The following is a 24,720-nucleotide window of genomic DNA, read 5'->3' on the forward strand; positions in this document are numbered from 1 at the left end:
TCAGTCGAGTCGTCATTATCCCTGCTATCGATTTGCATCTATATAGCTTGTGATCTATATTATCGGGAGGGCTTGTGTGGGAGATTAAAACTACGGATTGGTTTGACGGTTGGTTTAGTGCGCTTTGTGCAACCGATCGGACTTGTGTACTGGCGGCATTACTTGTATTGCGCGAAAAGGGACCTGGATTGCCCAGACCTTATGCCGATACGCTCAAAGGTTCCCGCTACGGCAACATGAAAGAGTTGCGTGTTCAAAGCCGGGGCGATCCGATACGAGTATTTTTTGCCTTCGATCCCTATCGGACCGGTATTTTGCTTTGTGCTGGTAACAAGGCCGGTAATGAAAAACGTTTTTATGACCAGATGATCCCGCTTGCCGACCGGGAATTTACAGATTATCTGAATACGTTAGTTGACCAGGAGTAACACAATGGGCAGAACGCTCGAACAGCTTCTTGTGGATGAAAAACCGGATGTCGTGGCCGATGCACAGGCGATGGCGGTGGACATGCTGCTCAACATCCATCTTGCCGAACTGCGAGAGAAAGTGCAGAAAACGCAGGTAGAAATGGCGGAAACCTTAGGTATCCGGCAGCCTACCGTCGCCAGCATGGAAAAACCGGGGCGCGATCTAAAACTGTCTACGCTCAAACGCTACGTTGAGGCAGCAGGCGGTAAGCTACGCCTTGACGTGGAGTTGCCGGACGGCTCTCACTACGGCTTTGCTTTATAAATACGCGAGAATAGAAAAATCCCGCTTAAATTTCTCTAAGCGGGTTTCTGTGGCCGTCGGCTTAGTGCCAGACGTGGGCAATGATGCTGGTTATGTGTGGAAAGTCAAAGCTACCTGAAGGCAGCTTTGATAAAGCGAAAGCAGCAATACTATAAATTCGTTTTTATTAGATAGTGCCTTTGTGAGCCTATTTTAGGGAAGTCAGGTAATGACATTTGAAGTATGTAACCCTGTTTTTCATAAAAAGGGAGAGCCTGGAAGCTAAAGGTATCTACAAGTCCATGAACACATCCTTTCCGCAAACCTTCTTTTTCAGCCATATCCATAAGTTTGCTACCCAAACCGCTGCTCCTTGCAGATTCACTTACCCAAAGATAGTCGATGCAGAGCCACGGACCTTTTCTGTCAGCAATTAACCCGCCTACCATTTCACCGCTTTCGTTTCTGCAGTAGACCCCAAGCTGCCCATTTTTACTAAAATCGATGAACTGAGCATTGTAGCTTCTTAATCCGGTTAATAGTTCTTCTTTATCATATTCAGTAACTTGATGTGTGATTTGAATGTCCATACATATCCAATTGAACAAGTTTGCATCTGGAACTTAATGTTATAAATAAGTTAATAAAATATTTCAATGGAAGGTTTGTATTTAATTCTGGGGGGCAGGTCACGTCCGCTTCTCGCTCTCAGGTGATCTTACAACACTTCAACAGTTCGGCGTCATGTCGAAGCAGAAGTAGCTTACATCATGCTGTATTTACATATGAGATGCAGGCATATTTCACAGCTAATTTCATACATTACTTGCATGATTAATTTATACTATTGTAATATTCATCACTTGAATATCGTTTCTCAATTTTTGCTTTGTAATAATAACTTCCTATTAACTTATCGTTTAACTAAACGCCCCTCTGAGCATAAAATAAATAACAACAAGGAAAAATGTGAATATTTATATAAATGAAGAAAACATTGAAGACATTCTACAAGTAGAACACGTTATCACTGAAGCATTTGGCTCAAGGGAGGAAGCTGACCTGGTCAGCGCATTGCGCGATGATTCTGGCTGGATACCGGCTCTTTCTTTGGTTGCAAAAGATGAAAAGGGCAATATTGTCGGACACGCACTGTGTACACGATCAAGCATTGGTACACATCCTTCCCTGACGCTCGCACCTGTTGCAGTTCTTCCTGAGCACCAAGGAAAGGGCATTGGTTGCGACCTTATTAAGGCATGCATTGATATCGGCAGGAAGATGGGGGAAAAAACGATGACTGTTCTTGGGCATCCGGGCTATTACCCACGTTTTGGCTTTGAACAAGCTTCAATATACGGAGTAACTTGTAGTCTGAGCGCGGGCCCTGATGAAGCAAAAATGATAATGGCTTTGGACGAAACCCCAATCCCTGGCGGGGAGATGGGATTTTGCAAACCGATGTCCGATGCAGTTAAGGCGTATCAGCCACACGATGAGTAACCATCTGTATACATTCAGCTTTAAAACTGCCGTTCAATTTGAGCGGCATTTGTAACTTGCACAGCTTTAGCCCCCATTCTTCAGGCTGACAAATATAACGTAAGACCATCGTTCAACGTAGATAACTTCCGCTCTTCGCTCGTAGCGGGCTTAGCTGTCCTTCTACCCGACAGCTAAGCGCTATGAACGGACGTCGTTCAAATCCCATTGCATTAATACATTCGCTGCCGTGAGTGGTCAGCCATGATTTCCGGCGAAGGCCAGTCCTTCATCTTCCCATCCCGTCAGTCCTCCAATCATTATCTTTACCGGCAGGCCAAGCTGAGCCAGCTTCAGTGCGGCCCGGTCAGCGCCGTTGCAGTGTGGCCCGGCGCAGTAGACGACAAACAGCGTCTCTTTTGGCCATTTATTCATCGTCTCTGCGGTGATCATTTTGTGTGGTAAATGAATGGCGTTGGGAAGATGGCGACGGGTAAAGGTTTCCTCGCTGCCAACAACATGCAGCAGTACGAAATCCATTTCCCCTGCATTCATGGCGGCGTTGACATCAGAGCAGTCTGTTTCGGTGCTAAGGCGGCGGGAAAAATGGTCGATCGCTTCAGAAGCACTGGCGGTAGGGGTTGCTGTTACTGTACTCATGGTATTCCTTCTCGTGGTGGTCTGGTGTAGTGTGTTACGTCTTATCTCACCAGATATCCGCTAACTCCACCGCCGCCAACCATGACAGAAATCGCCAGGATTGTGACAACAGCTTCCCGCCCACTGGTCGTCGTTCTGGCTTACGACGGACTATGTACCTTTGAATTTGGCGTTGCCGTAGAGATCTTCGGTCTGCCACGTCCTGAACTGAGGGAAAACTGGTATCGCTTCGCTGTCGCTTCTATTGATGAAGGCGAATTGCGGGCCACTGGCGGGATCAGAGTGGTGGTGGATGGTGGGTATGAGTTACTGGAACAGGCGGATATGCTGGTCGTCCCCGGTTGGCGCGGAGTACAAACCCCGGTACCTGAAGCACTTTGTATTGCGCTGTGCCAGGCTCACCAACGCGGTTGCCGCATTATGTCTATCTGCTCAGGCGTATTTGTCCTTGCCGCCGCGGGTTTGTTGAACGGACGAAAGGCAACAACACACTGGCGGTATACCGAAGCGCTACAGCAGCGTTACCCGGAAATCGACGTCGTGAATGATGTGCTGTACGTCGGTGATGACAATTTGATGACATCCGCGGGCAGCGCTGCCGGTATCGACCTTTGTCTGCACGCCGTGCGCTGTGACTACGGCCTGGAAATCGCCAATAACGTGGCGCGCCGACTGGTTATCCAGCTTCATCGTGATGGCGATCAGTCGCAGCAGATAGCGCATCCTGTCGCCCGCGCTCGGGAAAGCCGGCGTCTGGGTTTATTGTTTGACTGGCTGCAAACACATATCGCCGAGCCGCATACCTTAGAAACCATGGCGAATCGAGCAGGTATGAGTCCGCGTACCTTGCAGCGCCGTTTTCAGGAAGCTACGGGGCTGACCCCAGCCCAATGGTTGCTTGAGGAACGCCTTAAGCGTGTGCAGCTGGCATTAAGAAGTAGCCGCCTGAGTATTGAACACATTGCAGAACAAAACGGGTTTGGTACCGCGGGCACACTCCGGCATCACTTCCAGAAACGATTTACCCTCAGCCCGCAAGCCTGGCGCAAACAGTTCAGGTCAGAGTGTTAACTCACTGAGTCTGGGATCCTGCGCTCTTGTCCGGCGGATAATGCCATCTTAAGGTTTTCTTCATCTTATTGAACCCCTCGGTTGCGGTTCAGGATTTTTATTGCAGCAATGTTGCCATTCGCCCTATTTCACACTGTTGTGTGGAAATTAAAATCATTATCATTATAACTATCATGTCGATGTGCTTTAATCCGCTCGCTACGCATTCAGGTGTTATGTAATCATTTCTATAAAGGATTAACGTATGAAGTTTGGTTTATCATCCCTTTGCTCCATTGCGGTGCTGACCTCATCTGTTTTGTTAACACCGTTCGCGAGTGCCGCGGACAGCAGCGGTGGGCTTGTGGTTTACAACGCCCAGCATGAAAATCTGGTGAAGTCATGGGTCGACGGCTTCACTAAAGAAACCGGCATCAAAGTGACGCTGCGTAACGGCGGCGACAGCGAGCTGGGCAACGCTCTGGTGCAGGAGGGCAGCGCGTCACCCGCTGACGTTTTCCTGACCGAGAACTCACCGGCGATGGTGCTGGTGGATAATGCAAAACTGTTTGCCCCGCTGGATCAAGCGACCCTGGACCAGGTGGCTCCGGCATTTCGCCCGCAGCACGGGCGCTGGATTGGTATCGCGGCGCGTAGCACGGTCTTCGTCTATAACCCTGCGAAACTGAACGAATCTCAGCTGCCAAAATCGTTGATGGATCTGGCGAAGCCAGAGTGGAAAGGGCGCTGGGCGGCCTCTCCATCCGGTGCGGATTTCCAGGCTATCGTTAGCGCAATGCTGGCGCTGAAAGGCGAGCAGGCGACGCTGGAATGGCTGAAAGCGATGAAAACTAACTCTGTCGCCTATAAAGGCAACAGCACGGTGATGAAAGCGGTGAACGCGGGTCAGATTGATGGCGGGGTGATTTACCACTACTACCGCTTTGTTGACCAGGCGAAAACCGGTGAAAACAGCAAAAACACCCAGCTGCACTACTTCAAACACCAGGATCCTGGCGCTTTCGTCAGCATTTCCGGTGGCGGCGTGCTGGCTTCCAGCAAGCATCAGCAGCAGGCGCAGGCCTTCGTGAAGTACATCACCAGCAAAGCCGGGCAGGACAGTCTGCGTACCAACGATGCATTTGAATATGCGGTAGGCGTGAATGCGGCGTCTAACCCGAAACTGGTTCCACTGAAGGACCTGGACGCGCCAAAAGTTGAGCCTTCAACACTCAATAACAAAAAAGTCATTGATTTGATGACGCAAGCTGGCCTTCTTTAATTGATGTAGTGGTGAGTGCCTGATGTCAGTAGTCAATATTACCCACGCGCCTGGCGTTCGGCGGCGTGGGGTGCAGCGCCGCCCGGCGTTGACGATGATTTTACTTGCGATACTGTTCTCGCTGTTCTCGCTGATCCCACCCGTCTTTGTGGTGGTAATGGGGTTTGACACCGGCTGGGAAACGGCCAGGGCACTCATTTTCCGCCCGCGTGTTGCTGAGCTTCTCAGCAACACGCTGCTGTTGGTGATTATTTCCGTTCCGCTCTGTGTGCTGGTTGGCGTTATGCTGGCCTGGCTTACCGAAAGAACGACCCTTGCCGGACGCCGCGTCTGGTCGGTTCTGGCCGTCGTGCCGCTGGCGATCCCAGCCTTTGTGCAAAGCTATGCCTGGGTCAGCGCGGTGCCATCCCTTCACGGTTTAGGCGCCGGGGTTTTTCTCTCGGTACTGGCCTATTACCCATTTATTTATCTCCCTGTCTCTGCGGTATTGCGCCGCCTCGACCCGACGCTGGAAGATGTCGCTGCGTCGTTAGGCACGCCGCCGTGGGCGGTCTTTTTTCGTATCGTCCTGCCGCAGCTGAAGCTGGCTGTCTGGGGCGGTGCCCTGCTGGTCACACTGCATCTGCTGGCCGAATACGGCCTGTATGCGATGATCCGCTTTGATACTTTCACCACCGCTATTTACGATCAGTTCCAGTCAACCTTCAGCGGCCCGGCGGCGAATATGCTGGCGGGCGTACTGGCGCTCTGTTGCCTGGTGTTCCTGACGCTTGAAGGGACCACGCGCGGTAAAGCGCGTTATGCCCGCGTGGGCTCGGGGTCGCCCCGCGAGCAGCACCGTCTGCAACTGAACCTGCCGCTGAGCGTGGTGGGGCAGCTTTTCTCGCTGGCGGTGCTGATGCTGGCATTAGTCGTGCCGCTGGCGGTGCTGTGTCGCTGGCTATGGCTGGGCGGCGTTGCAAACTGGGCGCATGCCGATCTCTGGCTGTCATTGCGCCAGACCATCATGCTGGCCTCCGGCGGCGCGTTGCTGATTATCCTGGCGGGGATCCCGGTCACCTGGCTGACGGTGCGTTATCCGCGTCCGCTGTTCCGTGCGCTTGAGGCATGTAACTACTTCACCAGTTCGCTGCCGGGGATTGTGGTGGCACTGTCGCTGGTGACGGTGACCATCCACTACTTGCGTCCGGTTTATCAAACGGAGTTCACCCTCTTTCTGGCCTATCTGCTGATGTTTATGCCGCGCGGCCTGGTGAATCTGCGCGCAGGTATCGCTCAGGCGCCCCTGGAGCTGGAAAATGTTGCCCGTAGTTTGGGTAAAACCCAGGCTGGCGCCATCTGGGGGATCACGATGCGTCTGGCCGCGCCAGGCGTGGCCGCCGGCGGTGCGCTGGTGTTCCTCGGCATTACCAACGAACTCACGGCTACGCTGCTGCTTTCACCGCTGGGAACCAGAACGCTCTCCACCGGATTCTGGGCGCTGACCAGTGAAATCGATTATGTCGCCGCGGCGCCTTACGCACTGTTGATGGTGCTTATCTCGCTGCCGCTGACCGGACTTCTGTATGTGCAGTCGCAAAAATTAGCGGGCCTGTAAGATGATTGAATTAACGAATATTTCCAAAAAATTTGGCCAGACGTCGGTGCTGGAAAATCTGAATCTCACGGTGATGCCGTCGTCCCGCACGGTGATCGTCGGGCCTTCCGGTTCGGGTAAGACCACCTTGCTGCGCATCCTCGCCGGGTTTGAATCACCGGACAGCGGGAAAATCATTCTTAATGGCAGAACGCTGTTTGACGAGCACACCTTTATTCCGGCGCATCAGCGTGGGATCGGCTTTGTGCCGCAGGAAGGGGGGCTGTTCCCGCATATGAAAGTGGGCGACAACATTGCCTACGGTCTGAAGGGAACAAAACAGGAAAACCAGCGCCGGGTGGCGGAGCTGATGGATCTGGTCTCCCTGCGTCATGAACTGGCGGGTCACTGGCCGCATGAGATCTCCGGCGGTCAGCAGCAACGCGTGGCGCTGGCCCGCGCGCTGGCGCAAGAGCCGGCGCTGATGCTGCTGGATGAACCCTTCTCTGCGCTGGACACCGGGCTGCGCGCCGCCACGCGCAAAGCCACGGCAGATTTGCTGGACGAAGCGGGGGTGGCGTCGATTCTGGTCACCCACGACCAGCAGGAGGCACTCTCCTTTGCCAGCCAGATTGCGGTTATTCGTGAAGGACGTTTTGCCCAGGTTGGCTCGCCGATGGAGGTTTATTCACAGCCGGTGGATGAAGCCACGGCGCTATTTCTCGGCGATGCGCTGATTTTCCGGGCGCAGGTGAGCGGTGGGGTGGCGAACTGCGAGCTGGGAACCCTCCCGGTGGATAACCCTGCCGCCCTGGGTGAAAAACGTATCATGCTGCGCCCTGAACAGGTGGTGATTGCGCCCTGCAAGCCCGGCGGCGATCCGACCCAGGCCGTGACCATCACCGATGTCGATTTCACCGGATACCTGTCAACGCTGACACTCGCCTCCCCGGCGTGGCCAGGGGGGCTGCAGGTGAAAACGGTCAGCCAGCAAAGATGGCAGGTGAATATGGCGGTGGTGCTGAGGGTAGAGGGTTCTGCTTGTGTGTTAGGCGGTTAATGACCGGTTACATCCGTACGCCAGTGTTTTGTCCGCTTCGTGCCAGGAGCGGACTGTTAAGTGCACGGGAAGTCTTCGAGTATGTTAATTATCAAATCGAGTGGGAAGATGATTTCATTGGTCTGTCTGAGCTCTTCTAAGCTCCACCAGTAGTGATCGCTGATGACTTCTTTTTCGTTGTTACTCCAACCTGAGCGGTCAATTTCTGATTTATCCGTAGTTATAATAAAGAAACGTTCTTCCGCAAGAACGTTCTCACCACTTGGTAGCACCATAGGGAAGGTTCTGGAGGCTATTTGTGGTCCTGTAGTTCTTCTTGTCAGGCCCGTTTCTTCAAATAATTCACGTAACGCCGCCTGCTCAAAAGACTCCTTGTGCTCGAGTCCTCCCCCTGGCGTTGCCCAGTATGTTTTTCCTTCCAGAGCATCATCTTTATGGCAGAATCTAAAGAGCAGAACGTGATTTTCAGGTGAAAGGACTATCAATCGAGAGGCTGGACGAGTACGCATGTAATCCCTCTTAAATAAAATTTAAGTCATCATTTCGGATTTTCCAATAAACATAGATTGCAGTCTACAAGTGCACATTGAGAATACCTTTTCTTACCACGTCAACTGCGCTTATCGTCCGCTCCTCGCTCGAAGCAGACCCAATGACCACGTAGCCTGTCCGTTGCGTGCCAGGAGCAGACTGTCAATCATACAATCGAACAGCAAGAAACGAGATATTTGTATATTGTGGTTATAAGGAAATGATGAGCTGTAACCTGGGATAACGTTCCAACCATTGCTTTGCAGTGACCCGTTGTTTAAAAGAGTCCATCTTTTCACGTTCAAATGCAGGAGTCGGTCGTAAACGCAGTTCAAATAAGTCATAAAGTCCATAAGGTGCAGTGATATCGAGACCTTCCTTCCCCAATCTGACAGCTACGGCCGTAGCTGTTTCAGGCCAGTGCAGTAGAGCATTTCCCGTTGAGGTATAGGGATGATCACCATTACGTTGATGCATTCTGGCTTGATTCTTCACCGACCAGTCTAACGAAGGTAATTGTTGCCTAAGCCTGTCTTCCAGGTAGCGATCATGGTCTGGGCTACAGTGCTCACAGTCAAACCAGACGACATCTACATCACCAGAAACAGGACTTAACCCATACCCATGTAAGTGATCCCAAACAGCGTCTCGTACAAATCCCGCTCCAATCCAACCATCATTGAGTTCCAGTTCTCGAACTGCATATAGGATCTTCATTCTTACAGGGTCATCTGACAATATTTTCTGCAATGACGTTTGGTATTTCATTCGTACCCCTGTTGGAAACAGTAATTCACTGCGGAAAATATTATCAGCATCCTCATGTCCATGTCCGCTCCTCGCTTACAGCGGACATCCTACTTCTGAATCTGCTCTGTCCGCTCCGTATCAGGAGCGGACGTTATGCTAATCGATGATCAGATGCTTCGGCTGGATCTTACGCTTAGCCAGTTTCTTTTGCAGAATGATAACGATAATGGGGAACCCTGATGCGGAAATTGCGCATACCGCCAGCAACGTGTTCATATTTTGTGGTGCAATGACATGTCCAGGTAACAGAAAAGCGGACAGGAAAAATGCAACCGTTGTAACCAGATACATGATTGATGTCTGTAGTGAAGAGAATCCCGCCCGTTGCCCGTCATCAGGAAACTGAATGATCAGCGCCGAAGAGGACACCAGACGACTGTAAGATGCAGCAAGAAATACAGTAATAAATAGCCCCGCATGCGGATAGCCCAGAATGGGGATTAACAAACTCAGTATAAAGACGATGGTTGACCCGGTAGCCAGAGTCAAAGCAGAGCAACGGGAAGTTAACGCGCCTGTCATTTTTGTAGATAGGTACCCCGTCACGCCCCCGGCGAAGAACAGCCAGGGCAACAGCTCTTGAGACGCGCCCAGCTGCTGGGTCATTAATGGTACCAGAACAGGAATGACCAGCATCGGGCTAAACTGCACCAGCGCATTACCGGAAGCGAACAGCAACGTATCAACGTCGAGAGGCAGTGCGTGGGGGGTATCGAAAGAGACCGGGTCCTGAGGGATGATGGAAACAATCAGTGGCAATGCCAAAAGGCACAGGGTACTGATTAACCACAAAGCGACATGCCAGCCGTAATGAGCACACAAAAATAATATCGTGGGCATGCCGACAATACTTACCATCGAAAATGATGCAATGATCGTCGCCAGCATTCTTCCGCGCAGGTTAGCCGGTGCGTGGTTTATTAATATACTGATACCCACCCCCATTGTTGTGCCTCCGACTAATCCCGCACAGAATCGTAGCGTAAGCAGAAGGCTAAAGCTGGAAGTGAATGTCGTCAAAAGCGTCAGCAGGCCGAGTAGTGCCATATTGGCGATTAGAAAACGTTTCTTGTTGAAACGAGCAATCCAGTAAAAGGCGATAATTCCCGACAGGACCGCCCCGGAGGTGTACATGCCGGATACGTAGCCTGAGAATGATACGGGAACGGCGAAGTCTGCTGCCATAAATGCAAAAACAGGGTTGAACATCATATATTCCAGTGCATTTGTGAACTGGATAAAAGCCATGACAACGGCTATCCGGATGAGGACTTTAGGGGTAAACGTGGTTGTGACCAGTGGCATAGTAAGCAACCTGTGGATGAAAGATACCCGAGTTTAACCGCTATCAATGCTGTTCATTAGATGGTAAAAATGGCACTTATTATTATCATTTATGGGATAGTTCATGCGACCGGCACTTGATTTTAATACCCTGAAAGTGTTCATTGCTGTGGTTGAAAGAGAAAGTTTTGTTGGGGCATCGAAAGTCCTTGAAATGCCGACATCAAACGTGAGTCGTTGTATTGCTCAGTTAGAAGACAAACTGAACCTTCAGCTTATAGAGCGCAGTACCCGACATATGAAACTCACCCAGGCGGGACACCTGCTCTATACCCGGGCGAAGCCATTACTGGAGGCGCTTGAGCAGACTGAAACAGAATTAACGCTGCGGCAAATGCAGCTCAAGGGCCCATTGCGTCTTTGTATTCCAAGTGAAATAGGTCCTGCATTGCTGGGTTCTGTTTTCGCCGATTTCGCCTGCCAGTACCCGGATCTGGAAATAAGCTGTGTCACAAATTTGTCTGGTTTTGAATCCCTGAGAGATGATCTGGATTTAGCTATTATTGTTAGTCGTGGTCAGATGGATGACAGTGACTACATAGCCCGTCATCTGGTGACTATTCCTTGCACCATCGTTGCAGCCCCCTCCGTGATTCAGCGCTATGGCATCCCTTCTCGTATACAGCAATTTGAGGAATTACCCTGTATTACAACGGTCAGTGCACTTAAAGGTGCCCCCTGGCAGTTTGTGAATAAAAAGGGGGGATTCGAGACGATTAAGGTTAAAGGGCATTATCGGGTCAACAGCGGAGAGATGGCGGGGCGAGCGGCGGTAGCAGGAGTCGGCTTTGCCATTCTATCGAAACAAGCCTGCCAGCCTTACATTAACGATGGAAGGTTAATCGAGGTTGAGTTTGAGCAATCGCCAGCCCCCTTGCAATTGTTTGCCCTTTATTCTAATCGGCGTTATTTGCCCGCTAAAACACGAGCGCTGATTGATTTCATCCAGCAGACATTGAGCAATACGTCGTTAGCCACATAAGGCGGCATGGAATGGCCACAGAGAAGGGCGCCATAAGAAATAGATATTAGACAAAGAAATTGACGCTTGTTTTTATGTTAACCATAGCCCGCCAATTTCTCTGAGAACCCTCATGTTTACAATTAAAATCGACGATCTCTCGCATCCGGCAGTACAGGCGTTAGTGGCCTATCATATTTCCGGCATGCTGGAACAGTCTCCGCCAGAAAGCAGTCATGCGCTGGATGTTCAAAAACTGCGCGATCCGGCGGTGATATTCTGGTCAGCATGGGAAGGTGAACAGCTCGCGGGAATTGGTGCACTGAAGATGCTCGACGATCGGCACGGTGAGCTGAAATCAATGCGTACCGCGCCAGATTTTTTACGTCGTGGTGTCGCAAACCAGTTTTTATTGCATATCATGCAGGTTGCGCATGCTAACGGCCTGCAGCGTCTGAGTTTAGAAACGGGGACACAACCAGGGTTTGCTGCCTGCCATCAACTTTATCTCAAGCACGGTTTCGTTGACTGCGAGCCGTTTGCCGAGTATCAGCCCGATCCAAACAGCCGTTTTATGACCCTGGTTTTACGTGAGCAGGATAAGCTTTCATAACTGATGCAGAGAGTCTGTATGACGACGGCACAGAACGCAGAACAGCAAAAAGCCCGCTTAAGTTTCCTTAAGCGGGCTTTTCTAAATATGGCTCCTCTGACTGGACTCGAACCAGTGACATACGGATTAACAGTCCGCCGTTCTACCGACTGAACTACAGAGGAATCGTGTGAACGGGGCGCATATTATCGATGACGCCCCCCTTTGTCAAAGGCCGAATGCGCGCTTTTGTACTGACTGCTGACTATTTCAGCAAAAAGCATGCAATGGCTGGTTTTTTCACCATTTTGCACCCGCCTGGTGCAGGAATACCTCCAGTGGGGCATAGCGGAAGACTAATACTTCACCCCGAAATCATCAGAATCCCTAATTCCCGGCACCTGCGGCATGTTGGCAAAGCTGGCAAGCATATTGCAAAACCCCTGCACACCGCTTCTGGTGGCACCGCAAACTCGCACAGGGGGCAAAATGAACTTAAGACGACTGAAGTACTTCGTGAAAATCGTCGATATCGGTAGTCTGACTCAGGCCGCAGAAGTGCTGCACATCGCGCAGCCTGCGCTGAGCCAGCAGGTGGCAACCCTTGAGGGTGAAATGAACCAGCAGTTGCTCATCCGTACCAAGCGCGGCGTCACGCCAACCGATGCCGGGAAAATCCTCTACACCCATGCGCGCACTATTCTTCGCCAGTGCGAGCAGGCGCAGCTGGCGGTAGGGAACGTTGGTCAGACCCTCAGCGGGCAGGTGTCGATTGGTCTGGCGCCTGGCACGGCGGCCTCGTCCATCACCATGCCGCTGCTGCAGGCGGTGCGCAAAGAGCTGCCGGAGGTACTGGTCTATTTACATGAAAACAGCGGTGCTGCGCTCAACGATAAACTGCTCTGCGGCCAGCTGGATATGGCGGTGCTGTACGACCGTGCGCCGATGGCGGGGATCGTCAGCCAGCCGCTGCTGAAAGAGGATTTATATCTTGTCGGCACCCGCGATTGCCCGGGACCGAGCGTCGATTTAGTGGCGGTCGCGGAGCTTAATCTGTTCCTGCCGCGCGACTACAGTGCGGTGCGCGCCCGCGTTGACGAGGCGTTTTCGCTGCGCCGGCTGACGGCAAAAGTGACCGGCGAGATTGAATCGCTATCGACGCTGACGGCGGCCATTGCCAGCGGAATGGGCGTGACGGTACTTCCGGAGTCTGCTGCCCGGGCCCTGTGTGCCGCCGCTAACGGCTGGATGGCGCGGATCACCACGCCGTCGATGAACCTGCCGCTGTCGCTCAATATGTCGGCGCGCGGGCAGTTAACGCCGCAGGCGCAGGCGGTGAAGGAAATTCTGCTGTCGCTGGTCAGCCGCCCGCAGCTCGAGAACCGCGAACTGCTGCTTGCCAGCTAGGCTATATTCCACAACGGAATAAGATGCTGGTTTTTATTATTTGTTCGCCGGGAGCGCAGACTTTAACAATAGCGGTATGTCTGATGGTCCCGGAGGAAAGGTGAATTTCCAGCAACTTAAAATAATCCGCGAGGCAGCGCGGCAGGATTACAACCTGACAGAAGTCGCCAACATGCTCTATACGTCGCAGTCCGGCGTCAGCCGTCACATCCGCGAGCTGGAAGAGGAGCTGGGGATTGAGATTTTCATCCGTCGCGGCAAGCGGCTGCTGGGGATGACCGAGCCGGGTAAAGCGCTGCTGGTGATTGCCGAACGTATCCTCAACGAGGCGAGCAACGTGCGCCGCCTGGCGGATCTGTTCACCAACGACGCCAGCGGCGTGCTGACCATCGCCACTACCCATACCCAGGCGCGCTATAGTCTGCCGCCGGTTATCAAGGCTTTTCGCGAACTTTACAGCGACGTGCGTCTGGAGCTTATCCAGGGCACGCCGCAGGAGATTGAAACCCTGCTGCGTAACGGCGGAGCCGATATCGGCATCGCCAGCGAGCGGCTCAGCAACGATCCGCTGCTGGCGGCGTTCCCGTGGTTTCGCTGGTCGCACAGCCTGCTGGTGCCGGAGCACCATCCGCTGACGCAGGCCAATCCGCTGACGCTTGAAGCCATCGCCCGCTGGCCGTTGATTACCTACCGCCAGGGGATAACCGGTCGTTCGCGCATCGACGAGGCCTTTAATCGTAAAGGGCTGGTGGCGGATATCGTGCTGAGCGCCCAGGACTCCGATGTGATTAAAACCTACGTGGAGCTGGGGCTGGGGATTGGTCTGGTGGCGGAACAGTCCGCCGACGAGCAGGAAACCGGCACGTTTACCCGTCTCGACACCCGGCATTTATTCGATGCCAACACCGTCTGGCTGGGGCTAAAACGCGGTCAGTTACAACGTAACTATGTCTGGCGCTTTATCGAACTGTGCAACGCCGGGCTGTCGCTTGAGGAGATTAAACGTCAGGCGATGGAGACGGATGAGACGGTGATTGATTATCAGATTTAAACAAAAGCCTGCCGTTGAGCAGGCTTTTTTGTCGCTACTCCTGCGCCGCATCATGCTGTTGATACACATGCTGGCGCGTATATTGAATAACAATCGGCGACAGTATCGCCAGCGCAATCACGTTCGGTATCACCATCAGGCCGTTAAAGGTATCGGCCATATTCCATATCAGGTCGACCCTGAAAACGGAGGAGGCAAAGAGGGCAAAAACCATCAGAAACTGGAAGATCCGCAGCGCCCGCATCGAGCCGAACAGGTAGCGCACGTTGGTTTCGGCGTAGTAGTACCAGCCTATTATTGTTGAGAAGGCGAAGAACATCAGCGAGATAGAAATAAATACCCCGCCCCAGTAGCCAAAAATGAGTTCATAAGCGTACTGCGTTACCGCAATCCCGGTGCCGTTTTTGCCCATGAAATTTAAAAACTCCGAGATGGGCAGGCCGTTGAGGTTGAGCATTTTCAGGCCGGTACTGATGATGGCAAGCCCGGTCAGGGTCACGATAACGCAGACGGTGAAAACGCCGGTCATGGCGATAAGCGCCTGGTCTTCCGGGTTTTTCACCTTGGCCACCGCGTGCGCGTGCGGCGTTGACCCCATCCCCGCCTCGTTGGAAAAGAGACCACGGGCAATACCGAAACGGGCAGCCTGCTGAATGGAAACCCCCACGGCGCCACCGAGCGCCGCCTGCGGGTTAAACGCGGCGACAAAAATCAGATGCAGCGCCGGGAAGATGTAATCGTAGTTAATCACCAGAATCAGCACCGCGCCGATGATATACACCGAGGCCTTCAGCGGAACCAGCTTCTCGTTCAGCGCCGCGATATAGTGCAGACCGCCGATCACGACCAGCCCGACCAGGATGGCGATAGCAAGGCCCACCACCCAGTTGCTGATACCGAACGACAGGTGGAAGGCGTTAGCGATGGAGTTAGACTGCACCATATTGCCGACCAGTCCCAGCGCCAGAATATTTAGCACCGCGAAAATCGCCGCCAGCCATTTGCAGTTGAGCCCTTTCTCAATGTAGTAAGCCGGGCCGCCAACGGCCTGGCCGTTGCGATCGGTGGTTTTATATTTTTGCGCCAGAATGGCTTCGGCATAGATGGTGGACATGCCGAGGAAGGAAGATACCCACATCCAGAAAATAGCGCCAGGGCCACCGGCCATAATTGCCGTTGCCGGGCCGGCGAGGTTACCGGTCCCGACCTGGCCCGCCACGGCGGTCGCTATCGCCTGGAAAGAACTCATTCCCGCCTTGCCCGCCTTTTCGCCGGAAAGCGATACGCCGCGAAATAGCATCAAGATCCCGGTTTTAAAGCGCAGGATCTGAATGCATTTCAGCTTCACGGTGTAATAGATACCAATGCCGCAGAGCAGGATAATTAACAGGTAATCCCATAGTATTTTATTCAGAACGTTCACAATGACTTCAAGCGAGTGCATAGGGAAATCTCCGAGTCAGGTTTACGAGTCATGCAGACGATTTTTCCTGACAGCGTTTTCTCTCAGGCGCGAAGAGCAGAGTCTCTGCATCCTGAGGAAACAGGTCGCATGCTTTTTATGCTGAAGGATGACTAACGATGAGAGGTAATAGCGTATGACAGGGGAATATACCCGGAGCAGTGCAGGTGTTATCAGGACCGTTCCACAGTCCGTCGATTTCGGTCATTTATTGCTGTAAATATGGCCCGCCCGAATGGTGATATTCAAAGTTTTTCCCCTTGAAGAGATGGCAATAGTGTTAACAAACATAGCGCAGGATAAAGTGTTACGACTGTGATCGTTTTCATATTTATACTTTTACTCGCCACGGCGCGAGAGAAAGTGGATAAGTTTAATTAATCATTACTGGCAACTAACTGGTTATTACTGAGTTTTAATCAGAAATTATTGGCAACATTCTAATTATTTGAATTTGAAGTGTGTTATCCGTTTGTAGAGTCGATTTGGCCGGTTGTTCACCAATGTGTAACATCCGCAGGGTTTCTCAACGTCTGTCCGTGATCCCTCTCACAAGATTTTACGGATTATTTATTCTAATGCGATAGTTGTGTGGCGATCACAAAAATCACACCCGCATTAACCTATTTTAATGGCGTACCAAATATGACTGAACCTAACCGCGACTTTCATTCAGGAGCGTACGCCATGTTATATTTCTTCACATTCAGAGCCGCCAGACTTTATCGTTGACCTCTCTCTTTCTGCTGCGGCGCAGCATGTCATCCAGTGTTACTCCGGCGAGTTTTTCTCTGGAAAAATAGTTACGCCAAAAATTTAATAATGACATCGCTTACTTCCGTCGTCCGTCACTGGACTGGCTGCGCCGTGCCCACGTTTTTCATTCACCTCTTTCCCGTGAGGGAGCATTGCTATGAATAATAATGAATACGATGTGCTTATTATCGGCGGCGGCCCCGGTGGATTAAGCGCCGCGCTTTATTCTGCCCGAGCCAGATTAAAAACAGCGGTGGTTGAGGAAAAACGCAAGCCAGGCGGGCAATGTGCAACCACCTCTGAGCTGGAAAACTATCCGGGAATAATAAAAGACAGCGGTTCGGCGCTGATGGATAAATTTGCAGAGCACGCTTGCCACTTCGGCGCGGAGATAATCCGCGGCCGCGTACAGTCGCTGACCCTGAGCGATGACGGGATGCATAAAACTGTGCAACTGAAAGACGGCACAACGCTCACGGCGAAAAGCGTGATTATTGCGACAGGCACCCGTCCGCGCGTGCTGGGTATCACCGGTGAAAAAGAGTTTGCCGGGCGCGGGGTATCGTACTGCGCGACCTGCGATGCGGATTTCTATACCGAGCTTGACGTGGTGGTGGTGGGTTCCGGCAACACGGCGGTGGAAGAGTCCGTTTTCCTGACCCGCTACGTCAACTCGCTCACCATGGTGGTTATTCACGATGAAGGCCACCTTGATGCCGACCGGATCGCCCGCGAGCAGGCCTTCGCCAATGACAAAATCACTTTCCTCTGGAACAGCACCGTAACCGCGATCGTTGGCGATGACCTGGTGGAAGCCGTCGATATCAAAAACGTCAAAACCGGCGAATGTTCACGCCTGCCCACCAATGGGGTGTTTATGTTTGTCGGCACCGTACCGCAAACCGACTGGCTGGCGCCGCTGAAAGACGCGCTGCCGCTCAACAACGCGGGCTATATCGAGGTGAACGCTCAGCAGGAGACGCGGCTTCCCGGCGTGTTTGCCGTAGGCGATGTGTGCAATAAGTTCCTGCGCCAGGTGGTCACCGCCGCCGGAGACGGCGCTTCTGCCGCCGTGGCGGCCAGCCAGTATCTCGAACAGGAGGCCTTCTGGCAGCAGCATGTGCTTGATAACGAGGCCAAAACCCTGGTGCTGTTCTGGTCGCCCACCGCGCCGCAGAGCGTTCAGCTGATGACCCAGCTTGAGCACGAAGCCAGCACGCATCCTGACTGGCGCTTTGTGCCGGTCGATTCCTACAAAAACCAGCGGCTGGCGGTGCGCTACGGCGTGACCGAGCTGCCGACGCTGCTGTGCCTGCAGGATGGCGCAGAAGTGCGGCGACTCAGGCAGCCCGATGAATCGTTAACTGAGGCCATTTTTGCGGAGTAAAACCGATGATTGAACTCAATAAAGACAATTTCGACGCCGCCATCGCCCAGGGCGTGGTGCTGGTGGATTTCTGGAGCGAAAGCTGTGAGCGCTGCATGGAGCTGATGCCGGAAATCCATCAACTGGCTGACGCCTATTGCGGAAAAGTGACGTTCTGCAGCCTGAATATTCAGGGCAACCGTCGGCTGGCGATGGCGCAAAAGGTGATGGGGCTACCGTCGATTGTTATCTGGCGTAACGGTGAGCGGGTGGCGCACCTGAGCGGTGAAACGCTCGATAGCGAACAGATTCGTGAGGCGCTGGAAGCCCAGCTGCACAGCGTGGCGTAAAGCATTTTTTTACCCTAAGGAGGGCGTTATGGATCTCAGCAGTAAAAAAATCATCATTCTCGGCGACAGGGATGGTGTGCCTGGCCCCGCAATAGAGGAGTGCATGCGCTCCGCCGGGGCAGAGGTGGTGTTCAGCACAACCGAGTGTTTTGTCTGAACAAGCGCCGGAGCGATGGACCTCGAAAATCAGCGCCGCGTGCTCGCATTGACAGAAAAATATCCACCGAAGGACCTGATTGTGGTTCTCGGGGGATCGGAAGCCGAAGCTTCCGGCCTGGCATGTGAGACCGTGACTAACGGCGATCCGACTTTCGCAGGACCTCTGGCCGGAGTCCAGTTGGGACTCCAGTGTTATCACATCGTCGAAGACGAGATGAAGCAGGCGGTTGATGCAGAAGTGTATCAGCAGCAGGTAGGCATGATGGAGATGGTGCTGGATGTTGAAGCCATTTCCGGGGAAGTGCGCCAATACCGTGAGAGCTACTGTCATTACCTGAATCAGTGATTGAGTCTCCGGCCAGTCATGGCCGGAGGTATCTCAAGGAGGAACTATGGGAAAAGCAGTGATACGGCAGACAGGCTATGTCCTGGCGCATGCCCCGGATGTGTTGATGTGGCAGGGTGCAGCCGCACAGCAAACCCGTCGGCAACACCCGGATGAGCCCTGGCTCGCCGCCATTCCTGACCACCTCAGGACCTTTGACCAGGCGGTGAACTACCCGCCGAACCAGTGTTACATCGGCAATATCAGCCCCGGCGAGCTCGAGGCTATCCCCAGACCCTGGCTACAGTCCGACTACCGTGGCAGCGCCAGCGCCCCCTGGGGGGAAATCTACAGTGAAACCATCCTCTATGCGCTGCTGTGCTACGTGGATGCGTTTGAATTAACCGCCTGGCAGGCGTCGTTCGTCAGTGAAATGCAAAACCAGCTCAGCGACCATCCGAAGCTCTCGCAGCGCGCGCTGCTGGAGAAGGTGGTGACGATGAGCGATGAGGCGCTGGCCCAGCAGGTGGCTGAACATGCTGAACCGCTATGGATCGGCAAGCGGCTGGTGGGCTGTGTGAAAGCGGCCCACGACCTGGATATCAATCTCTCCGCGCATGTGATGCTGGAAAATCTGGTCACCAAAGCCAGTGCGGTACTGGCGGGCTGGCAGTTTTCCGACAGCCAGCTGGCGCAGGTGGAGTACGTGATTGAGTGCTCCGAAGAGGCGATTGGCGATGTTAACCAACGCGGCGGCGGTAACCTCGCGAAGGCGGTGGCGGAAAGTTTGCGCTGCAGCCAGGCGACGGGCATCGATATGCGCGGTTTTTGCGCCGGTCCGGTGCATGCGCTGGTGAATGCGGCGGCGCTGGTGCAAAGCGGCGTCTATAAGAACGTGCTGGTGCTGGCGGGTGGCTCCGTCGCCAAGCTCGGAATGAACGGACGCGACCACATCAAGCACGGTCTGCCGCTGCTGGAAGATATGCTCGGCGGTTTTGCGCTGCTGATTAGCGAAGACGATGGCGTCAGTCCGCTGGTGAATACCCACGTGACCGGGCGACACACGGTGGGTACCGGCTCTTCGCCGCAGGCGGTGATGGCCTCGCTTATCTCGCAGCCGTTGAAAGCTGCAGGGATGACGACCGCCGATGTCGATAAGTTCAGCGTCGAGCTGCAGAACCCTGAAATCACCCAACCCGCCGGGGCGGGCAACGTGCCGGAATCGAACTACAAGATGATTGCGGCATTGAGCGTGATGGAAGGGTGGCTGGAACGCAGCGAGCTTGCTGCATTTGTCGCGAAACACGGAATGCCGGGATTTGCACCCACGCAGGGACATATTCCCTCCGGGATACCGTTTATCGGCCACGGTCTGCGCGCCATCGCCGATAAGTCGATTAACAACTTTATGGTGGTCGGCAAGGGCAGCCTGTTCCTCGGGCGCATGACCAGTCAGTTTGATGGCATCAGCGTGCTGGTCGAGCGTAATCCGGGCAAACAGGTACCTGCATCGCAGGAAGAAAACGCGTTCGGCAACGCCGCGTTGAGACCGAGAATTGCCTTTACCGCGCTGGGCAGCGAGCTGCCCGTCGACGTGCTGCTGGCGGCGGCAGAGCAGGCGGTGGATGCGCTGATCCCGGTCATTATCGGCCCCGTCGGGCTGCCCGGTTACCCGCATCTTCCGGCGGAGAGTCTGGCGGCGGCGCAGCGGATCATGGAGCAACAGCTGGCGTCCGGCGAGGTGGAGGGGGCGGTTACGCTGCACTACAACTTCCCGCTCGGCGTGGCGACGGTGGCGCAGGTGTTTTCTGCGGCAACCGGCCGTCAGATGGTGCTGGCAAGCACCACCGGCAGTAGCGATATCCACCCGCCGGTGGCGATGATGCGCAACGCGGTGGCGGGCCTGGCAATGGCGGATGCGCTGGGCATTCGTGAGGCGAGCGTCGGGATCCTCAACACCGACGGCGCGACCTCAGCGAAGCGCCTGCTGGAACGGCTGCGCGACGCGGGGTACCCGCTTCGTTTCGCCAGCTCCGGGCGTGCCGACGGCGGGGCGCTGATGCGCGGTAACGATCTTATCCGCGCGACGCCGGACGTCATGGTCTGCGACACGCTGACCGGCAACCTGCTGATCAAACTCTTCAGCGCCGGTCAAAGCGGCGGTGAGACGGAGACGCTCGGCAGCGGTTACGGCATTGGCCTTGGGGCCGATCAGAAAACGGCGATTGGCATTATTTCCCGTGCCAGCGGCCCGGCGACTATCAGCAACGCGCTGCGCTTCTGTGCGCTGATGGCGAAGCGGCAGCTTATGAGCTGCTGGCAGCATCGCTGGAAGCAGGCCTGCGCCTGCGGCATCGACGAAATACTCCGCGAGGGAACGCCTGGCGTTGCGCCGCAGAGTGCGCCAACGGAAGCGGTAAGCCCGCCGAAAACGGTGCTCGACGATGAGATCCACGGCATCGATATCCTGCAGCTGGAGGACGCGAAGCTGTGCCTGTGGCAGGCCGGGATATATGCCGAAACGGGTATGGGGTGCACCGGCCCGGTGTTGATGATTAACCAGCAGCAGCGTGCCGAAGCACTGACGCACCTGCAATCGTATTTGAACTAAGGAGCCAGCCATGAAACTGGAACTTGGCGAAATTCACATTCAAGGGTTCTCGTTTGCGGAGGTGTCGTCGCTCAAGGGCGGCCACCTGCAGCTCAGCAAAAGCGAACTGGAGCAGTACATTCGCTCGCTTCATCCACAGATAACCGAAGTAGAGACAGCGATCGTCAATCCCGGCGATTCTGTGCGCATTATGCCGGTGAAAGACGTGATTGAACCGCGTTGCAAACTGGACGGCGGCTGCTGCTTCCCCGGCTTTAACCCCGGTGAAGAAGAGATTGTCGGCAGCGGTAAAACCCTTGCTCTGAAGGGAATTGCCGTGGTGACCACCGGGAAAGTAGTGGGATTCCAGGAGGGGATCATCGATATGAGCGGCCCGGGGGCAGATTACAGCCCTTACTCCGCGCTGCGTAACCTGGTGCTGCGCATTGAGGTGGACGAACACTGCAACCAGTATCAGCACGAAGAGGTGCTGCGCCGGGTCGGGCTGATGACCGCCCGCTGGGTGGCAGACCAGGTCAAAACCACACCCGCCGAAAGCGTGGCGCATTTTGAAACCCTGCCGCTTGCCGAACAGCTGGCGCAGCACCCGGATCTGCCGTCGGTAGGCTACGTCTACATGCTGCAAAGCCAGGGGCTGCTGCACGATAGCTGGTACTACGGCATCGATGTGAAAAAAATGGTGCCGACGCTGATGTTCCCGACGGAGGCGATGGACGGGGCGATTGTCAGCGGCAACTGCGTTTCTGCCTGCGATAAGAACACCACCTGGAGCCACCAGAACAACCCGGTGATTCAGGCGCTCTATCGCCGTCACGGGAAAGATCTCAACTTTATTGGCGTGATCCTCACCAATGAGAACGTGACCCTCAGCGACAAAGTGCGTTCATCCAATATGGTCGCTAAGCTCGCCGAACAGATGCAGCTCGAAGGGGCGATTATCACTGAGGAAGGGTTCGGTAACCCGGATGCGGACTTAATGATGAACTGCTGCAAGCTCGAGGCCAAAGGCATTCGGACGGTGCTGCTCACCGATGAGTACGCCGGACGCGGCGGCGAGAGTCAGTCGCTGGCGGATGCACATCCGGCGGCGGATGCGGTGGTGACGGCCGGAAACGCCAATGCGCTTATCACACTGCCGCCGATGCAGCGGGTGATTGGCCATCCGGTGTATGCCGACATGATAGCGGGCGGCTTTGACGGCAGCCTGCATGAAGACGGCAGCATTACTGTTGAGCTACAGGCCATCACTGGCGCCACCAGTGAACTGGGGGTTCATACCCTCTCGGCGCATAGCGGATAAGGAGCACGCAAATGAGTTTACGGATCCTGCATTACCTGAACCAGTTCTTTGGTCAAAAGGGCGGGGAAGATGCAGCAGGCTATCTGCCTGAGACGCATCAGGGCCCCGTCGGGGTAGGTTTACAGCTGGAGAAGATGCTGGACGGCGGTGGAAGCATCGTTTCAACCATTATCTGCGGTGACAGCTATTTCAACGAAAACAACGAGGCCTGCAAACAGTACGTGCGCGAGGTGCTGCAGGAGGTACGCCCGGATATGGTCGTTGCCGGGCCAGCCTTTAACGCCGGACGCTACGGGATGGCCTGTGGCCAGGTGGCACAGGTGGCCGCCGAGATGGATATTCCGGTTATCAGCGGCATCTACCCGGAAAACCCCGGCTATGAGCTGTATCGCTCGTGGATGTACGCCGTCGAAACCGGCAACTCCGCCGCCAGTATGCGTACCGCACTGCCGGCGATGGTGGCGTTGATTAAGCGGTTTATCGCGACCCACGGCAACCCCGGACTGCCGGAAGAAGCCGGTTATCTGCCGCGCGGTGTGCGTATCAACCATTTCGAGAAACAATCCGGCGCCGAGCGTGCCGCCGATATGCTGGTCAGCAAGTTGAAGGGGGAAGCGTTCCGCACCGAATATCCGATGCCGGTGTTTGACCGCGTCGACCCGCAGCCACCGGTGGTGGATATGTCGCAGGCCACCATTGCGCTGGTGACCTCGGGCGGGGTGGTACCGAAGGGCAACCCGGATCACATCGAGTCGTCGAGCGCTTCCCGCTACGGTGAATACTCTCTGGAGGGCATTAACGCGCTGAGCGCCGCAAGTCACCAGACCGCGCACGGTGGTTACGATCCGGTCGCCTGTAATGACGATCCGAACCGCGTGCTACCGGTTGACGTGATGCGCGACCTCGAACGTGAGGGGGTGATTGGCAGACTGTACTCGCACTACTACGCCACGGTGGGTAACGGCACGTCCGTTGCCAACGCCCGCAAATATGGTGCGGATATCGCCATGAAGCTGCAAAAAGCCGGAGTGACCGCCGCCATCCTCACCTCGACATGAGGCACTTGTACTCGTTGCGGCGCAACGATGGTGAAGGAAATTGAAAAAGTGATGCCGGTGGTGCATATCGCGACCGTGGTACCGATCTCACTGACCGTAGGGGCTAACCGTATTGTTCCTGCTGTGGCAATCCCGCATCCGCTGGGGAACCCGCTGCTGGAGCCTGTGGATGAGAAACAGCTTCGTCGTAAACTGGTGGAAAAAGCGCTGCAGGCGCTGCAAACCCCGGTGACGGAGCAGACGGTGTTTTAAAACCTGTGCGCCGGCCTGCGGGTCGGCGCCGTAAAAACGGCGGGCAAAGGTGATGGCAAAACGGCTGATTGTGACCAATAACCCGGTGGTTGCGGCGCGCTACGCCGGGCATTCGCTCAGCTGGCAGGCTAACTATTTGCAGGTTCTGCTGGCGGCACGCGACGCGATTCATCAGGGGCAGAAGCTGCTGATGCACCCGGAAAGCGGCAGCGTAAAGCCGGGGCAGACCCCGTATCGCTCGCTGCTGCTCGATGGGAAAACGTCGGCGCTGGATCTGCGCTCGCTTGAGATGATTGAAAACGCGCTGGCGCGTTACCGCCACTTCTCCGGTACCGGAAGGCCGCTGTCGGCCTGGTCGGAACAGATAAAGTGTGATTTTCAACTGATTGATTTGAGTCTGCTGCGTGAGGCTTTGCAGGCCACGGATAAATACGCGCTGACAGAGGGGTAACGCTATTTCCTTATGGAAGTTGATGGGGCCCGGTGGTCCCCACGGTCTTCAAAACCGTCGTCAGCTTATCGGCTGAGGCAGGTTCGACTCCTGCCGCTTCCGCCACATTT

At 54.5% G+C, this 24,720-nt stretch carries 24 protein-coding genes and 2 tRNA genes; 19 read left to right on the forward strand and 7 right to left on the reverse strand.

The features are described from left to right. Positions 1 to 74 precede the first annotated feature (74 nt). Both C7387_RS02910 and C7387_RS02915 read left to right on the forward strand, forming a co-directional pair. The gene (locus C7387_RS02910; protein WP_038256634.1) at positions 75 to 428 is read left to right on the forward strand and encodes a type II toxin-antitoxin system RelE/ParE family toxin; all 354 of its coding nucleotides are present in this window, start codon (positions 75 to 77) and stop codon (positions 426 to 428) included. 4 nt (positions 429 to 432) lie between these two features. Next, positions 433 to 735: a helix-turn-helix domain-containing protein gene (locus C7387_RS02915; protein ID WP_006820658.1), complete on the forward strand. Its 303-nt coding sequence runs from the start codon at positions 433 to 435 to the stop codon at positions 733 to 735. A 149-nt stretch (positions 736 to 884) separates the two neighbouring features. On the opposite strand, the gene C7387_RS02920 is transcribed toward C7387_RS02915, so the two are convergent. Continuing rightward, on the reverse strand, positions 885 to 1,304 hold the full coding sequence (locus C7387_RS02920) for a GNAT family N-acetyltransferase (protein ID WP_120816005.1): 420 nt from the start codon (positions 1,302 to 1,304) through the stop codon (positions 885 to 887). Between the two features lie 379 nt (positions 1,305 to 1,683). Here C7387_RS02920 and C7387_RS02925 point away from each other — a divergent pair, with 379 nt between their 5' ends. Beyond that, entirely contained in the window at positions 1,684 to 2,217 is a 534-nt protein-coding gene (locus tag C7387_RS02925; protein WP_120816006.1) for a GNAT family N-acetyltransferase, read from the forward strand. Between the two features lie 237 nt (positions 2,218 to 2,454). On the opposite strand, the gene C7387_RS02930 is transcribed toward C7387_RS02925, so the two are convergent. Then, complete coding sequence (locus tag C7387_RS02930; RefSeq protein WP_120816007.1) at positions 2,455 to 2,856, reverse strand: rhodanese-like domain-containing protein; 402 nt, start codon at positions 2,854 to 2,856, stop codon at positions 2,455 to 2,457. Between the two features lie 81 nt (positions 2,857 to 2,937). Here C7387_RS02930 and ftrA point away from each other — a divergent pair, with 81 nt between their 5' ends. From ftrA to C7387_RS02950, 4 genes are all read left to right on the forward strand, one after another. Then, a complete protein-coding gene (gene ftrA, locus C7387_RS02935; RefSeq protein ID WP_120816008.1) occupies positions 2,938 to 3,927 on the forward strand; it encodes a transcriptional regulator FtrA in 990 nt (329 codons plus the stop codon). A gap of 244 nt (positions 3,928 to 4,171) precedes the next feature. Further along, a complete protein-coding gene (locus tag C7387_RS02940; RefSeq protein WP_120816009.1) occupies positions 4,172 to 5,188 on the forward strand; it encodes an iron ABC transporter substrate-binding protein in 1,017 nt (338 codons plus the stop codon). Positions 5,189 to 5,282: 94 nt separating this feature from the next. Beyond that, on the forward strand, positions 5,283 to 6,785 hold the full coding sequence (locus tag C7387_RS02945; RefSeq protein WP_120816010.1) for an ABC transporter permease: 1,503 nt from the start codon (positions 5,283 to 5,285) through the stop codon (positions 6,783 to 6,785). Position 6,786: 1 nt separating this feature from the next. Beyond that, positions 6,787 to 7,824, forward strand: coding sequence for an ABC transporter ATP-binding protein (locus C7387_RS02950; RefSeq protein WP_120816011.1), 1,038 nt, complete (start codon positions 6,787 to 6,789; stop codon positions 7,822 to 7,824). A 56-nt stretch (positions 7,825 to 7,880) separates the two neighbouring features. Here the strand turns inward: C7387_RS02950 and C7387_RS02955 are convergent, their stop codons facing one another. From C7387_RS02955 to C7387_RS02965, 3 genes are all read right to left on the reverse strand, one after another. Next, on the reverse strand, positions 7,881 to 8,333 hold the full coding sequence (locus C7387_RS02955) for an NUDIX hydrolase (RefSeq protein WP_120816012.1): 453 nt from the start codon (positions 8,331 to 8,333) through the stop codon (positions 7,881 to 7,883). A gap of 232 nt (positions 8,334 to 8,565) precedes the next feature. Continuing rightward, a complete protein-coding gene (locus tag C7387_RS02960) occupies positions 8,566 to 9,123 on the reverse strand; it encodes a nucleotidyltransferase family protein (protein WP_120816013.1) in 558 nt (185 codons plus the stop codon). 138 nt (positions 9,124 to 9,261) lie between these two features. Further along, on the reverse strand, positions 9,262 to 10,470 hold the full coding sequence (locus C7387_RS02965) for an MFS transporter (protein WP_120816014.1): 1,209 nt from the start codon (positions 10,468 to 10,470) through the stop codon (positions 9,262 to 9,264). Between the two features lie 103 nt (positions 10,471 to 10,573). Between C7387_RS02965 and C7387_RS02970 the strand changes: the two genes are divergently transcribed. After that, a complete protein-coding gene (locus C7387_RS02970) occupies positions 10,574 to 11,491 on the forward strand; it encodes a LysR family transcriptional regulator (RefSeq protein WP_120816015.1) in 918 nt (305 codons plus the stop codon). A gap of 112 nt (positions 11,492 to 11,603) precedes the next feature. Beyond that, positions 11,604 to 12,083: a GNAT family N-acetyltransferase gene (locus C7387_RS02975; RefSeq protein ID WP_120816016.1), complete on the forward strand. Its 480-nt coding sequence runs from the start codon at positions 11,604 to 11,606 to the stop codon at positions 12,081 to 12,083. An 88-nt stretch (positions 12,084 to 12,171) separates the two neighbouring features. Here the strand turns inward: C7387_RS02975 and C7387_RS02980 are convergent. Then, positions 12,172 to 12,247, reverse strand: a tRNA-Asn gene (locus C7387_RS02980). Positions 12,248 to 12,551: 304 nt separating this feature from the next. Here C7387_RS02980 and nac point away from each other — a divergent pair. Continuing rightward, positions 12,552 to 13,469, forward strand: coding sequence for a nitrogen assimilation transcriptional regulator NAC (nac, locus tag C7387_RS02985; RefSeq protein ID WP_038256666.1), 918 nt, complete (start codon positions 12,552 to 12,554; stop codon positions 13,467 to 13,469). Between the two features lie 100 nt (positions 13,470 to 13,569). Next, positions 13,570 to 14,520, forward strand: coding sequence for an HTH-type transcriptional regulator Cbl (gene cbl / locus C7387_RS02990; protein ID WP_038256668.1), 951 nt, complete (start codon positions 13,570 to 13,572; stop codon positions 14,518 to 14,520). A 34-nt stretch (positions 14,521 to 14,554) separates the two neighbouring features. On the opposite strand, the gene C7387_RS02995 is transcribed toward cbl, so the two are convergent. Beyond that, positions 14,555 to 15,964: an alanine/glycine:cation symporter family protein gene (locus C7387_RS02995; RefSeq protein ID WP_006820629.1), complete on the reverse strand. Its 1,410-nt coding sequence runs from the start codon at positions 15,962 to 15,964 to the stop codon at positions 14,555 to 14,557. A 931-nt stretch (positions 15,965 to 16,895) separates the two neighbouring features. On the opposite strand from C7387_RS02995, the gene C7387_RS03000 reads away from it, so the two are divergent. From C7387_RS03000 to C7387_RS22950, 8 genes are all read left to right on the forward strand, one after another. Continuing rightward, positions 16,896 to 18,125, forward strand: a complete 1,230-nt coding sequence (locus C7387_RS03000; protein ID WP_120816017.1) for an FAD-dependent oxidoreductase — start codon at positions 16,896 to 16,898, stop codon at positions 18,123 to 18,125. Positions 18,126 to 18,130: 5 nt separating this feature from the next. Next, the gene (locus C7387_RS03005) at positions 18,131 to 18,454 is read left to right on the forward strand and encodes a thioredoxin family protein (protein WP_120816018.1); all 324 of its coding nucleotides are present in this window, start codon (positions 18,131 to 18,133) and stop codon (positions 18,452 to 18,454) included. A 28-nt stretch (positions 18,455 to 18,482) separates the two neighbouring features. Beyond that, positions 18,483 to 18,959: a glycine/sarcosine/betaine reductase complex selenoprotein A gene (gene grdA / locus C7387_RS03010; RefSeq protein WP_081874665.1), complete on the forward strand. Its 477-nt coding sequence runs from the start codon at positions 18,483 to 18,485 to the stop codon at positions 18,957 to 18,959. 46 nt (positions 18,960 to 19,005) lie between these two features. Beyond that, entirely contained in the window at positions 19,006 to 21,549 is a 2,544-nt protein-coding gene (gene grdC / locus C7387_RS23080; protein ID WP_120816019.1) for a glycine/sarcosine/betaine reductase complex component C subunit beta, read from the forward strand. Between the two features lie 10 nt (positions 21,550 to 21,559). Next, positions 21,560 to 22,849, forward strand: coding sequence for a glycine/sarcosine/betaine reductase component B subunit (locus tag C7387_RS03020; protein ID WP_120816020.1), 1,290 nt, complete (start codon positions 21,560 to 21,562; stop codon positions 22,847 to 22,849). An 11-nt stretch (positions 22,850 to 22,860) separates the two neighbouring features. After that, positions 22,861 to 24,159, forward strand: coding sequence for a glycine/betaine/sarcosine/D-proline family reductase selenoprotein B (locus tag C7387_RS03025; protein WP_120816021.1), 1,299 nt, complete (start codon positions 22,861 to 22,863; stop codon positions 24,157 to 24,159). Between the two features lie 52 nt (positions 24,160 to 24,211). Then, complete coding sequence (locus tag C7387_RS03030) at positions 24,212 to 24,610, forward strand: GrdX family protein (protein WP_006820619.1); 399 nt, start codon at positions 24,212 to 24,214, stop codon at positions 24,608 to 24,610. Between the two features lie 14 nt (positions 24,611 to 24,624). Then, positions 24,625 to 24,715, forward strand: a tRNA-Sec gene (locus C7387_RS22950). The last annotated feature ends 5 nt before the right edge of the window (positions 24,716 to 24,720 follow it).

The organism is Yokenella regensburgei, from assembly GCF_003634235.1.
GTDB lineage: Bacteria > Pseudomonadota > Gammaproteobacteria > Enterobacterales > Enterobacteriaceae > Yokenella > Yokenella regensburgei.